The sequence below is a fragment of the Flavobacterium azooxidireducens genome, from assembly GCF_023195775.1.
GTDB lineage: Bacteria > Bacteroidota > Bacteroidia > Flavobacteriales > Flavobacteriaceae > Flavobacterium > Flavobacterium azooxidireducens.
Window position 1 is genome coordinate 2,279,406 of the sequence record NZ_CP096205.1, and the last position, 14,385, is coordinate 2,293,790.

The 14,385-nt window shown below is 34.8% G+C and carries 8 protein-coding genes; all 8 read left to right on the forward strand.

From position 1 onward, the window contains the following. The first annotated feature begins 111 nt into the window (after nucleotides 1–111). Nucleotides 112–1,218: a glutamine-hydrolyzing carbamoyl-phosphate synthase small subunit gene (gene carA / locus M0M57_RS10025; protein WP_248432901.1), complete on the forward strand. Its 1,107-nt coding sequence runs from the start codon at nucleotides 112–114 to the stop codon at nucleotides 1,216–1,218. A 150-nt stretch (nucleotides 1,219–1,368) separates the two neighbouring features. Further along, nucleotides 1,369–1,824 carry a MarR family winged helix-turn-helix transcriptional regulator gene (locus tag M0M57_RS10030; protein ID WP_248432902.1) on the forward strand — a complete coding sequence of 152 codons (456 nt, stop codon included), beginning with the start codon at nucleotides 1,369–1,371 and terminating at the stop codon, nucleotides 1,822–1,824. Beyond that, on the forward strand, nucleotides 1,821–3,197 hold the full coding sequence (locus M0M57_RS10035; RefSeq protein WP_248432903.1) for a TolC family protein: 1,377 nt from the start codon (nucleotides 1,821–1,823) through the stop codon (nucleotides 3,195–3,197). The genes M0M57_RS10030 and M0M57_RS10035 overlap by 4 nt, the downstream gene beginning before the upstream one ends. A gap of 2 nt (nucleotides 3,198–3,199) precedes the next feature. Beyond that, a complete protein-coding gene (locus M0M57_RS10040; RefSeq protein ID WP_248432904.1) occupies nucleotides 3,200–4,156 on the forward strand; it encodes an HlyD family secretion protein in 957 nt (318 codons plus the stop codon). 2 nt (nucleotides 4,157–4,158) lie between these two features. Then, nucleotides 4,159–5,376, forward strand: coding sequence for an ABC transporter permease (locus M0M57_RS10045; protein ID WP_248432905.1), 1,218 nt, complete (start codon nucleotides 4,159–4,161; stop codon nucleotides 5,374–5,376). A 223-nt stretch (nucleotides 5,377–5,599) separates the two neighbouring features. Continuing rightward, nucleotides 5,600–6,892, forward strand: a complete 1,293-nt coding sequence (gene eno / locus M0M57_RS10050; protein WP_248432906.1) for a phosphopyruvate hydratase — start codon at nucleotides 5,600–5,602, stop codon at nucleotides 6,890–6,892. A gap of 283 nt (nucleotides 6,893–7,175) precedes the next feature. After that, nucleotides 7,176–9,893, forward strand: a complete 2,718-nt coding sequence (locus M0M57_RS10055) for a T9SS sorting signal type C domain-containing protein (RefSeq protein ID WP_248432907.1) — start codon at nucleotides 7,176–7,178, stop codon at nucleotides 9,891–9,893. 193 nt (nucleotides 9,894–10,086) lie between these two features. Continuing rightward, nucleotides 10,087–14,370 (forward strand): beta strand repeat-containing protein, encoded by a 4,284-nt coding sequence (locus M0M57_RS10060; protein WP_248432908.1) that lies wholly within the window; start codon nucleotides 10,087–10,089, stop codon nucleotides 14,368–14,370. Nucleotides 14,371–14,385: the final 15 nt, after the last annotated feature.

The following is a 14,385-nucleotide window of genomic DNA, read 5'->3' on the forward strand; positions in this document are numbered from 1 at the left end:
AAGACACAATTATCCATCTCGTCTCCCCCTCCTTCGGAGGGGGTCGGGGGGAGGAAAAAAAACTTTCCCAAATTCAGAAATTAAACTAAATTTGCAAAACAACACACAACAATGAACTACACCACACGACAACCCGCCATTCTTTTACTAGCAGATGGCACCATTTTTCACGGAAAATCAATCGGAATAAGCGGAAAAACCTTCGGCGAAGTCTGCTTCAACACCGGAATGACAGGCTATCAGGAAATCTTTACCGATCCGTCTTATTTCGGTCAAATTATGGTGGCCACCAATGCACACATTGGAAATTATGGCGTAAACGACCAAGAAGTAGAATCCGATTCTATCAAAATCTCCGGATTAGTTTGCAAGAATTTCAGCTTCAACTATTCCCGACCCGATGCTGCCGGAAGTTTATACGACTATTTCGAAAAACAAAACCTAATCGCCATTTCTGATGTTGACACAAGAGCTTTGGTAAGCTACATCCGTGACCACGGAGCACAAAATGCTGTAATCTGCACCGACGGAACTTTCATCGAAGATTTAAAAACACAATTAGCCAACGTTCCCGATATGAAAGGCTTGGAATTGGCATCCACCGTTTCAACTAAAGAACCTTATTTCTTCGGAGACGAAAAGGCAACTTATAAAATTTCTGCGTTAGATTTAGGTATTAAAACCAACATCCTTCGCAATTTAGCCAAAAGAGATTGTTACATCAAAGTATTTCCATACAACGCATCGTATGCCGATTTACAAAGTTTCAATCCTGATGGTTACTTTTTGTCCAACGGTCCCGGCGATCCGGAACCATTGACCGGCGTAATCGAAGTGGCAAAACAAATCATAGCCGAAAATAAACCTTTATTCGGAATCTGTCTTGGTCATCAAATCATTGGTTTGGCCAACGGCATTTCAACCTATAAAATGTTCAACGGACATCGCGGAATCAATCATCCCGTAAAAAATCTAATCACCGGAAAAGGAGAAATTACTTCTCAAAACCACGGATTCGCAGTTGTTCGCGAAGAACTTGAAAAACATCCCGATTTAGAAATCACTCACGAACACCTGAACGACGGAACCGTAGCCGGAATGCGAATGAAATCGAAGAATTGTTTCTCAGTGCAATACCATCCAGAGGCTAGTCCAGGGCCTCATGATTCAAGCTATTTATTTGACCAATTTGTAGCACATATGGTAAACAATAAATAGTGATTTTCATACAAAAAAACTCTTGACTACTTGACTGATCCCAAAATTTTAGACACTATTTTGGTTATATTTATTTTTATCTAAAAATAGTTGTTTAGTTAACTATTGTTTTTGTAACTTTGTAGTTGTTTAAACAACTATAGTGTAATTATGAAAAATTTAGAATTGGTTACAAGTGAAAATAAGTACAATTTGTTATCGGGTAGGCTATCTTTATTGTTAAATAAATTCTTATCACAACAATTTAAGAAAAAAGGGTTGAGTTTAACTCGTGAGCAATGGTCGGTTTTAGCGGTTTTATGGAAAAATGATGGATGTGCACAGCAAGTAATTGCCGATGATACAAATAGAGATAAACCGAGCGTAACCAGATTAATTGATAATTTGGTTAAAGAAGGATATGTTTTAAGAAAGAATGACGAAAACGATCGCCGACTTAATTTGATTTTCTTGACCGAAAAAGGTAAAAATATTGAGAAAGAAGTTATGGAAGTTGTGGACGATACTATAAATAAAGCGACTAAAGATTTAACGAACGACCAAATTGTTGCCGTACGTGTTGCATTTCAAATTGTTTATGATAATATTAAAGTTTTTGTAAAATGAAAAAATGGTTAATGGTTTGTTTGGGATTACTTTCCGTTTCTGCATCATCGCAAATTTATTTAAGTGATGATGTTTACAAGGCTGTAAATTTAGCGTTACACAAAGATGTGGAGTTAGAAAACCAAAGATTAGATGTTAAGAAATTGGATATAGAACGTAAAAGCATTTTAAGTAAATACATTCCAAAAGTTGAAGCTAATGCATTATATGGATATATAAACAGTAATGGTAATTTAGATATACCAACTATAAGTTTGCCAATTGCTGGATTTAATTTGTTTCAAGGCTCAACTGATTTTAGTACAAAAGGGCAGGCTTTTAATGGAGGTGTAGTGGCTAAAGCTGTACTCTTTAGTGGTGGTCAAATTTATAATGGTGCAAAAGCTTTAGCATACAAAAATAAAGGAAATGCATTGATGATTGATGTTAAGTCCGATGAAGTTATTAAAGATATTATTTTAAGTTATGATCAGTTACAGTTATTAAATGCTGCTGAAAAACTTATAGATGAAAGTGAAAAACGATTAAAAAAAGAATCTGAAAGAGTAGAAAAAGCTATTTCACTTGGTTTAGCAATTCCGTATGATCGTGATAAAATTAAACTTGCTATACTTGAATTAGAAACTAAACGTATTGAGGTAGAGCATAAAAAACAATTACTAACATTAAAAATAAATCAAGCTACTGGATTATCAATTGATGAAATAGTAAGTGCTAAACATAATGTGTCATCAATAGTTATATTAGAAGATTTATCTAACGAAAATCGAAAAGAAATAAAAGCTTTAGAAGCTTATCATCAAGCAACTGAATTTGTAATTAAAAAAGAAAAAGGTTCGTTATTACCTACATTAGGTGCATTTGGGGGTTACAGTTATACTTCATTATTTAATACCGAATTTAGTACAAATACACCCATTACTCAAAAACACATTGATTTAAAAGTAAATCATTTAACGTTAAATCCTACGTGGATGGTTGGTGTAGCCATGAAATGGGAGTTGTTTTCGGGGTTTGAGCGTATACATAAAATAGAAGAAGCAACCATCAGTGATAAACAAATGCAAAATAATCTAAATGATGCTAAAGAAAAAACAGCGTTACAATTGCAAAAAAACAAGCTTGACTACGAAACAGCTTTACTACAAATTGATATAGCAAAACAGCGTGAAGTTATAGCTAAAAACAATAATAGTTTAGCCGAAAAACAATATAAAGCTGGTTTAATTGGGGTAACCGAACGTATTTCGGCAGAAAATGATGTCTATAAAGAAGCACTAAACAAAATCGAAACAATCATAAAACAAAGACAAATTGCAATTGAAACGTTTCAATCAGCAGGGTCATTATCAACATATATAATTTCAAAATAATTATGAAAAAAATATTTTTATTAACAGGGGTTTTATTGAGTATTACAGCTTGTAGTAATAAAGCAGAAATGACAAATATTATACAAGGTAAAGTAGATAGAGAAGAAATTGCAGTTGTTGGAAAAATAGCCGGAAGAATTGAAAAAATTTTAGTACAAGAAGGTGATTATGTTAAAAAAGGAGATACCTTGGCAATCTTGAATATTCCAGAAGTCGAGGCTAAAAGAGCACAGGCTCAAGGAGCCGTAAAATCAGCTGAAGCACAATATGATATGTCGGTTCATGGTGCAACTAAAAATCAGCTACAACAATTAAATGCAAAAAAATCAGCATTGACAGAGCAATATCAATTTGCAAAAAAATCGTTACAAAGGTTAGAAGTAATGGTGAAAGATTCTCTAATTCCTCAACAACAGTACGATGAAGTTTTTGCTAAATATCAAGGAGCAAAAGCACAATTAACAGCTGTTGATGCAGAAATTGCAGATGTTAAAAACGGGGTACGAATTGAGCAACAAATAATGGCTTTAGGTCAGCAAGATCGTGCTTTAGGAGCATTACAAGAGGTTGAAATTGCCGAAAACGAAAGATATATTATTGCACCACAAGATATGCAAGTTGATTTAATTACGTTAAAGTTAGGCGAATTAGCACTGCCAGGTTACACTTTGTTTAAAGGTACATTAAAAGAAACAACGTTTTTTAGATTTACTATTGCCGAAAGTCAGCTTAAAAACTATCAAATAGGAAATGAAATTTCTGTAAACGCACCTTACCTAAATAAAGAAATTAAAGGAAAGATTCAAAACATCAAACAAATTGGCGTTTATGCAAATATTGCAACTGCTTATCCTGATTATGATGTTCAAGATCCCTTATACGAAATGATTGTTCGTCCTGCAAATATTGCCGATGCTAACGAGATATTATCAAAAAGTATGGTAACTATAAAAAAATAGCTATGAAAGTTTTTTTAAATTTATTAAAACGTGAGTTTAAACTTTTTTGGAACAATAAAATTTTAAGATTATTATTTTTCGGAGCTCCGTTGCTTTATGGTATTTTAATTGGCTATGTTTATAGTAAAGGCAAAGTTACCGATTTACCAATTATTGTGGTTGATCAAGATCGATCATCAATGAGTGCTAAAACAATTGATATGATACAAGATAACGAAGTACTGAATATTGCAACTGTACAATTTAATACGGACAATATAGATAGATTGATGATTGAAAAAACAGCAGCTTGCGTAGTGATTATTCCAAATGGTTTTGAGAAAGATGTGTTAACAAAGCAATATCCCGAAGTTACAACAATTGTTAATGCCTCTAATGTATTGACAGCTAACTATGCATCTGGAGCTTTGCAGCTTGTTCTAGGAACTTTAAAAGCAGGAGTGCAATTAGAAACCTTACGTAAACAGGGTACACCCGAAAATTTATTAATGAGCCAGTACGAACCTTTTAAAACTACTTTTATAAAAAAAAATAATCGAGCTACAAACTATATGTATTTTTTATGGCCCGGTGTTTTAGCTACAGTTTTACAACAAGTTTTACTTTTAGGTTTAGCTTTATCATTTGCTTCAGAGTTTGAATCGGGTAGTTTTAAAAGTTTAGTACTGCAAACAAATTCAACATTTTCATTAATAATGGTAAAAGTTTTGCCATATTTAATCATGAGTTTTGCTGTTTGGTTAATGTATTGGATGTTTACGTTTTGGTTTAGAATTCCGTTTTTCGAGAATTTAGGTGCGTTAACTTTTGTAGCAGGTATTTTTGTTATGTCGGTTAGTTTTGTAGGTATTTTAGTTAGTATTTTAATACCAAACCAATTAAAAGCAACTGAAGTTTTAATGGTAGTAGCAACACCAAGTTTTATGATTTCGGGCTTTACATGGCCATTAAGTCAAATGCCAACATTTATCCAAGCAATTGCACAGGTTATTCCGTTAACTCATTTTTTGCCTGCATTTAGAATTTTAATAATTGAAAATGGTAGTTTCGATTTAACTTATCCATACATATTAAACATGATAATAATCGCAGTAATTGGTTTTGTATTAAGTTTTATTGCGTTACATATTAAAAAGAAAAATGTGCTTAAAGAGTTGATTGTTAATTGCGAAATAGCGACTCAAGAGGCTGACGATGAAGAGGTAAGAAATAGTTTATAATTTTATAAAAAAATACCCAAATAGTGTATAACTTTTTTAAAAATGTTCATTATTGGATACTGGATGTACTAATTTAACTTTAGTTAATCTTAAGATACAACGAAAGAATGAGGTTGCAAATAATTTAACTCACTGTTAGACATCTCTAGTTTTCTAACTTCTTTTTTTTTAAATTCAAATTAACTACATTTGTATCAGTAAAATTAACAACACAATAAAATATATGAGCATTATAATTAAAGTTCACGCAAGACAAATTTTAGATTCGCGTGGAAATCCAACTGTAGAAGTGGATGTCATTACAGAAAACGGAATTTTAGGAAGAGCAGCCGTTCCATCAGGAGCTTCAACCGGAGAACACGAAGCAGTAGAGCTACGTGACGGTGGAAAATCATACATGGGAAAAGGTGTATTGAAAGCGGTAGATAACGTAAATACAACCATCGCAGAAGAAATTGTTGGAATGTCCGTTTTTGAACAAAATCAAATCGACAAAACGATGATTGAATTGGATGGTACACCAAATAAATCAAATTTAGGAGCTAATGCAATTTTAGGCGTTTCATTAGCAGTAGCAAAAGCTGCTGCTAACGAATTAGGAATGCCTTTATATCGCTATGTGGGTGGTGTTTCTGCTAACACGTTGCCGGTTCCAATGATGAACATCATCAACGGTGGTTCACATTCTGATGCTCCGATTGCATTTCAGGAATTCATGATAATGCCTGTAAAAGCTACCAGTTTCACTCACGCAATGCAAATGGGAACGGAGATTTTTCATAACCTTAAAAAAGTATTACACGACCGTCATTTGTCAACAGCAGTAGGCGACGAAGGTGGTTTTGCACCTAACTTACCGGGCGGAACAGAGGATGCGTTAGATTCTATCAAATTGGCTGTTGAAAATGCAGGTTATACATTTGGTGAAGATATTATGATTGCATTAGATTGTGCTGCAGCCGAATTTTATGTAAACGGAAATTACGATTACAAAAAATTTGAAGGTGAAACAGGAAAAATCAGAACTTCTGCAGAACAAGCAGAATATTTAGCTGAATTAGCTTCAAAATACCCAATCATCTCCATCGAAGACGGAATGGACGAAAACGATTGGGACGGATGGAAATATTTAACTGATTTAATTGGAGATAAAGTACAATTAGTAGGTGACGATTTATTTGTAACCAATGTACAACGTTTATCCACCGGAATTCAAAAAGGAATTGCCAATTCAATTTTAGTAAAAGTAAACCAAATTGGAACATTAACTGAAACAATAGCAGCGGTAAATATGGCTCACAATGCAGGTTATACATCTGTAATGTCACACCGTTCGGGAGAAACAGAAGATAACACGATTGCTGATTTAGCCGTGGCTTTAAACTGTGGTCAAATTAAAACCGGATCTGCTTCGCGTTCAGATCGTATGGCAAAATACAATCAATTACTTCGCATCGAAGAAGAATTAGGTGAAGTGGCTTATTTTCCCGGAAAGAACGCTTTCAAACAAAAATAAAGCTTTTTAAGTTTTGATATTCTAACGTCCGAAATAATTTTCGGACGTTTTTTTTTACTCTTTGAGCTAAGTAAGCTGATAGTTATTGTTTTTAGTCTAAAAGTTAATTTATTAAACTTATTATTTATTTATAATAAAAATAGTTACAAAATGATGATTTGTTAACACGAAAACGTTGTAGTTGACGTTAATTTTTTGTTAATGAATTATTTTTTTATATTTTTATAAAAGTTTATTTCCAAATTTAATACCACACAAACAAATTAACCAAAAACTACTTAACATGCGATTAAAACTTTACTCGTTAGTAATTACCTTGTCTTCTATTTTATCTTATGGACAGTTTTTTTCTTCACCGCCTTCTATAGATGGTACAATTGATTCAGGCTACGGAATCGGCACTAATGGTTGGGCTATGGGCTGGGATGATACCTATTTGTATCTCCGCAAATCAACTACCGGAAATGAACCTGTTGTTATTTATTTAGATGTTAATCCAATTGTTCCAGTTTCCGGCGGTAATAATTCTAACGGAAATTTAGCAGGAATAACGCATTGGGGAATTACACCTATACTTCCTTTTAGAGCAGATTTTAATATCTATTGGGAAGATTCCTATTTACAATATCAAACCGCTAATGGATCCGGTGGTTGGAATACAGCGGTTGCTGTGGGAGTTTCAGAAAGAACTAACGCCGGTGGAAACAAAGAATGTAGAATTCCTTGGTCTGCGTTAACTGGTTCAGGAAGACCTTCAGCATTAAATTGGCTTGGCTATTGTAATAGTCGTCCAGGTTCAGGAACGGCTTTTATCTATCATCAAGTGCCTGATGCTGCTCTTAACCCAAGTGGTACAGTAGCTAGTCCGAGATTTCATGGTTATTATTCAATTGTTAATACAACAAATTCAGGAACAACAAATCCGTTTGGTGCAAATCAAATTTCGTTTGAAACAAGAGCTGCTTACACGTTTAGTGCAAGTCAACCTGCAACGGTTTGGGATATGACAATCAATGCTCCATCTGGCACAGAAGATTTACTAATAGAGCGAAACGTTGAGATTGGAAACCGTTTAGATATTGCTTCTCCTTTTTCACGTTTTCGGGCAACTGGAGGTAATAGAACAATAACTATGAGTGGAAGCAATGGTTCTATCAGAAATAGTGGAGGAACAATGTTTGGTGAGTTTAGCGGAAATACAATGAGTTTAGTTGTGTCAGGGGCAGTAGAATTGTTTTCTTCCGGAAATTTTATTGATTTTAGAAATTTTACTATAAACAACAGTGCAATTTTAATTGCTAACACGGTGCAAATGAGTTCTAATAGCGGAACAGGAAGTTTTACCGTGAATGGAACTTTAAGAACAACGCGTTCAAATGGTTTATTTGGAACCAATGATTTTACAATTCGTAGTAACAATTTGAATCTAACTTTAGGAGCAAATTCAATTATTGATTACAATGCATTGGGCAATCAAAACATAACAACTCATTCTTATGCCAATTTAGTACTTTCAGGAAGTGGATTAAAAACATTAGCAAACGATACAACTATTACAAAAGATTTGACAGTGAGCAGCGGTTGTCAATTAACTGTAAATTCAGGACAAAATCTAACCGTTGTAGAAGATTTAATTGCGAATGATAATGTAACTATAGAAAACAACGCCAATTTAATTCAAGAAGGAACTATAAATACTAATTCGGGAGCGATTTCTGTAAAAAGAAATTCTGCTTCGATAATGCGATTAGATTATACGTTATGGTCGTCTCCGGTAGCAAATCAAAATTTGTTGGATTTTTCGCCAAACACTTTTACGAATCGATTTTATGTTTATAATCCTTCAACAAATCAATATAATACTATCGCTCCTTCAACCAATGATTTTGAAGTTGGAACAGGTTATTTAATTCGTATGCCCGATGATCATCCGGCTACTCCAACTGTTTGGAATGGAGAATTTAATGGTGTTCCAAACAATGGCGATGTAACTGTAACTGTTGCAAATGACACGTATAATGCAGTGGGAAATCCATATCCATCAACGATTGATGCAGAAGATTTTATTAATACAAATAGTTTGACTGAAGCTATTTATTTTTGGAGAAAAACCAATAATGCCACAACCTCTTCGTATGCAACTTTCACGTTAGCCGGAGAAACAGGTCCCGAAGCAAGTGAGGGTGACCCGTTAGGATTAGTTCCTAATGGCGTAATTCAAGTGGGTCAAGGATTTATTGTGAAGTCAACTTCCACTTCAATTAATTTTGATAATACGATGCGAATTGCCGATAATAATAACCAATTTTTAAGAAATTCTTCCGAAATTGAAAACAACCGTATTCGATTAACAGTAACCGGTGCTAATGGATTTTACAGCCAAGTGTTAGTGAATTACCGTTCGGAAGCAACCAACGATTTTGATGCCACTTTAGATGGTCGTTATCTCAATGATAGTCCGAATGCATTTTTTACTATCTTAAACCAAGAGCCATTTGTTATTCAAGCAAGAGCGTTACCATTTGAAAATACAGATGTAGTTAGTTTAGGTTTTAAAACCACCACCGCCGGAACTTTCTCTATTGTGTTGAATCAAAAAGATGGAGTTTTTACTGATAATTCTGAAATCTTTATCAAAGATAATGCATTAGGAATTTGGCATAACATCACTACTGCACCGTATGAGTTTGTGAGTGAAGCAGGCACATTCTCTGAACGTTTTGAGTTAGTGTATCAAGAAGCTTTGTCTGTAGATGAAGCGTTGGTTAATGCAAATAGTTTTATCGTTTTAAAAGAAAATAATGGTTTAACCGTACGTTCTGCACAAGAAGAAATTGCAACAGTTAATGTATTCGATTTAAGCGGAAGATTAATTGCTTCTTCTCAAAACAATTCTTCTACCAATGTAGTTATTCCTTTAGGGACAACGCAAACACAAGTACTTTTACTACAAGTAATTACGCAAAAAGGAATTAATTTAACAAAAAAAGTAATTTACTAAAAATAACTTAAAGACTAAAACCTTCTGTAAATTCAGGAGGTTTTTGTTTTTATGATTTTTTACATACAAATAAATAATCATTTCGTAACGCAAAATTTTAGTTAATCGATTAAGTGTAACATTTTAACGTTATATTTGCCCTCGCTTCAAAGATGCCACATTCTTGAAGTGTCCAAAAACTAAAATTTTTTATATGAATTTATCTTTACTTAAGACTTTATCAAGAGTTTTGTTTATTACCTTTGTGTGTATTGGCTTTTGTGCAAATGCACAAACAGTTTATGTTTGGAATGGTTCTTCAACCACTTCTAATTCAGGTATAAATCCAAACATTACATCTGCATCCTTTAATTCAACTCAAGGTAATAATAATGGAACGACTACTTTAATAACAACAGCCACCGCTTCCTCAGGTTATGCTGGAGCATCTGGAACTTCTAATTTTGGAGCAGCCTGTAAAATAGGAGCTTTATCAACTAGTTCTAGTACTTATTTCTCTTTAGTTGTTACGCCATCAACAAATTATAAAATTCAACTAAATTCAATTTCACTTGGGTCTAGGGGTACTGGAACTGGACCTACAGTTCTAACTTTTTATTCTAGTATTGATGGATATACAACAGCAATTGGTAGTGCTTCGGTTTCGGCAAACAGTGCTTGGGCATTAACAAATGTTACTTTTACTGGAACTAATTTAATTGGTGTCTCCGATAGTTCTGTAACATTAAGAATTTATGGCTCCGGAGGAACTGGGTCACCAGGAGTTAATACAGCAAATTGGCGAATTGATGATGTAAATTTATCTGTAACTTCATTTACTACTCCATCCGGTCCAACCGTAACCACCACAGCAGCCACAGAAATTAGCACAACAGGTGCCGATTTAAATGGTTCAATCAACGCAAACGGTACAACCACCGATGCCAGTTTTGAATATGGAACTACAGTTGCTTATGGATTTTCGGCTACGGCAACACCTTCAACAGCAACAGGAACAACAGCCACTTCAATTTCGGCTACCATTGGTTCATTAGCTTTAAATACACAATATCATTACAGAGCTGTTGGAACAGAAAGTTTAACAGCTTACAATGGTAATGATTTAACTTTTTATACATTAGCGGCAACACCTGGTGTTTTGGCTGTATCAAATCCAATGCAAACTACTTTGGATGTAACCGTAAATGCTACTACTGAAAATTCAAATCCTTCTGTAACCGAATATGCTATTCAAGAAACAGGCGGACAATATGTGCAAGCAAATGGTTCTCTTGGAGCAACTGCTGTTTGGCAAACTGCTTCGGTGTGGGCTACAACTACTGTAACCGGTTTAAATTTTTCTACAAGCTACACTTTTAGTGCTAAAGCCAGAAACGGTGCTGCTGTTGAAACGGGTTTTGGTTCTCCGGCTTCAGAAACAACATTAGCTGCTCAAACTGTTGATTATGCAGTTATACAATCTCCAACTACTACACAAAACGTTTTAGAAGGTGGAAGTTTAACGGTTTATATTAAAGCTTACGAACCAGGATTAACCACTTTGTCAGGTGAGCAAAGTAACCTTTTTGGTTGGGTTGGATATAGTTCAACGAATGATGATCCTTCTAATGCTGGATGGACATGGGTGCCTGCCACTTTTAATGTAGAAATTGGCAATGATGATGAATATGTAGCTACCTTAAGTGGTTTAGCAATTGGAACTTATTATTATGCGGGTCGTTTTCAAATTGGAACCGGACCTTATGTTTATGCAGGTTCAGGAGGTGTTTGGAATAATGATAATGTTACCTTAAATATTAATGCCGATGTAGTTGATTTTGCTAATATTCAATCTCCAACGTCAGGAACGATAACAGAAGGAACAACGAACTTTGATGTATATGCTCAAGTTTATGAGCTTGGTGTTACAGAAGCTGCCGGACAAGGAGCAGGAATTTCAGCATGGATTGGATATAGTTCATCGGATTCTAACCCTAATGGAAATGATTGGACTTGGGTTTCAGCAGCATTTAATGTGCAAGTTGGAAACAATGATGAATATGTAGCTAATATCGCAACTGGGTTAACTCCAGGAACTTATTATTATGCTTCACGATTTCTAAAAACAGGAAGTTCTACCTATGTTTATGGAGGAACAAATGGCAATTGGAATGATGATAATGGTGTTTTAACAATTGAAGGTTTGGGAACACCTATAGCAAATGATGCTACTGATATTACACAAACGCAATTTAATGCCAATTGGGATGCAGTTGCGGGTGCAAGTAGTTATGAAGTGGACGTTTATACTAAAGTTGGTGGGTCTGTAGAGGTAATTGATCAAACATTTACTTGGGCAGATTATTCAACCGCTAATGGCACAGGAGGAAATTCCGGTGGATGGAATGGCTCAATTGCATCAATCACATTTGATATATCTAATTGGACAGATATTGCAGGTTATAAAGGAGATAATTGTGCTAAAATGGGAGCAGGAAGTACACAGGGATCAATAACAACTCCTGTATTTGGAGAAGCGGGAGATGCTGTTGTTACTTTTAGAGCAGGAGCTTGGGATGGTGGTTCAGAACAAACTACTTTGTTGTTAGAAATAACAGGTGGTGGAACTTTAAGTGTTTCTTCTGTAGAGATGGTAAAAGGAGCTTTTTCAAATTATAATGTCACTATTACAGGTGCTACTGTATTAACACAACTTACATTTAGAGCATTTCAAGCAAGTAATGCTAGATTCTTTATTGATGATATAAATGTGGTAGTTGGCTCTGAAGTTATTACTCCGGTGTCAGGTTCACCTTTCACAACATCAAATACAACACTTCCCGTAACAGGATTGGATTCACAAACTACTTATTATTATGTGGTTCGTGCTATAAATGGTTCAGTAGAAACGGTTAACTCAAATGAAATTGAAGTAGAAACTAAACCATCAGTTGTTACCTGGAGCGGTACAGCATGGTCAAACATCGCCGGTCCGGATGAAACAATCGATGCAATACTTGTAGGTCCTTATAACACAACAGCAAACGCCGGTTTTACAGCAAAAAACTTAACTGTTTCTACAGGAGGTTCATTAACAATCGGTGCCGGTACAAGTGTAACTGTAGCTAATGAATTAAACAATGAATTAACTGCTGCTGCAGTAGTTATTAATAGTGATGGTAGTTTAATTCAAGAAGGAACAACCAATACCAATTCGGGTAATATTACCGTGTTGAGAAATTCGCAAGATTTAATGCGTCTTGATTATACCATGTGGTCTTCTCCGGTTGCTGCTCAAAATTTAGGAGGGTTTTCACCTTTCACAATGACTAATCGTTTTTATACATATAACACTGCTACAGATGTGTATGCTACCATTGCAAACACGAATAATTTTGCAGTAGGTCAAGGATACCTTATTCGTACACCAGATAATCACCCTACTTCAGCAACGTCATGGTCAGGTCAATTTATTGGTTTGCCAAATAGCGGCGATGTAACAGTTGGTTTATCTGCCGCTGGTCAAGGTTTCAATTTAGTAGGAAATCCTTATCCGTCACCAATCAGTATTAGTACGTTACTTTCAGAAAATACCGGTGTGATTGGTGGAAATTTATATTTCTGGAGAAAAACAAATGGAGCTACCGGAAGTGCTTATATTACTTATTCGGGTGGAACATTTAGTGATGGACCGCATGAATATAATAACATTCAGCCTGGTCAAGGTTTTATTGTAGCCGCTGTAAGTGGAGCTGATTTAACTTTTACCAACACACAACGTCAAGCCGATAATGGTGATTTCTACAGAAATGCAAACGCAACTCAATCGGAAGGAAATTCAAGAATTTGGTTAAATGTATCTACCAACAATGCTGTGGTAGGTCAAATGGCCATTGGTTATAACGCCACAGCAAGTAATGATATAGATGCTTCTGATGCTGCTTATATTAATGATAATGCAGTTGCCTTAAATTCATTTGTAGCCAATACTGAATTAGCTGTTCAGCACCGTGCATCTTTTGAAGCTATTGATGTAGTGCCTTTGCGTTTTAAAACAAACGCAGCCGGCTCGTATACTATTGCTATTAATGACGTTGACGGTTTGTTTACAAATGAAGCTCAAACTATCTTTTTGAAAGATAATCTTTTGAATATCGAACACGATTTAAGAAACTCTGCCTATCAATTTACTTCTGATTCAGGTGTTTTTGCCGATCGTTTTGAAGTGGTTTATCAATCAACATTAGGAGTAACAATTCCTGAATTTGCCAATCAAACCATTGTTTTTGCAAAAGATAATAATTTGAATGTTCAAAGCGGTTCTTCTATCATCAAAGGAATTCAAGTGTTTGATGTGCAAGGCAGACTTGTTTTGGATGTTAAAGATATTAATTCAACTTCTTATTCTGCGTCACTAGAACAAATTAGCAATGGCGTTTTATTGGTAAAAGTATTTGCTGATAATGGAATTAGTACAACAAAGAAAATAATAAAGTAGTACAACCTACTTTCT

Coding starts and splice junctions, on each gene's coding strand:
- M0M57_RS10060 (WP_248432908.1), top strand. CDS start 10,087: ATGAATTTATCTTTACTTAAGACTTTATCAAGAGTTTTGTTTATTACC.
- M0M57_RS10035 (WP_248432903.1), top strand. CDS start 1,821: ATGAAAAAATGGTTAATGGTTTGTTTGGGATTACTTTCCGTTTCTGCA.
- M0M57_RS10030 (WP_248432902.1), top strand. CDS start 1,369: ATGAAAAATTTAGAATTGGTTACAAGTGAAAATAAGTACAATTTGTTA.
- M0M57_RS10055 (WP_248432907.1), top strand. CDS start 7,176: ATGCGATTAAAACTTTACTCGTTAGTAATTACCTTGTCTTCTATTTTA.
- M0M57_RS10040 (WP_248432904.1), top strand. CDS start 3,200: ATGAAAAAAATATTTTTATTAACAGGGGTTTTATTGAGTATTACAGCT.
- M0M57_RS10045 (WP_248432905.1), top strand. CDS start 4,159: ATGAAAGTTTTTTTAAATTTATTAAAACGTGAGTTTAAACTTTTTTGG.
- carA (WP_248432901.1), top strand. CDS start 112: ATGAACTACACCACACGACAACCCGCCATTCTTTTACTAGCAGATGGC.
- eno (WP_248432906.1), top strand. CDS start 5,600: ATGAGCATTATAATTAAAGTTCACGCAAGACAAATTTTAGATTCGCGT.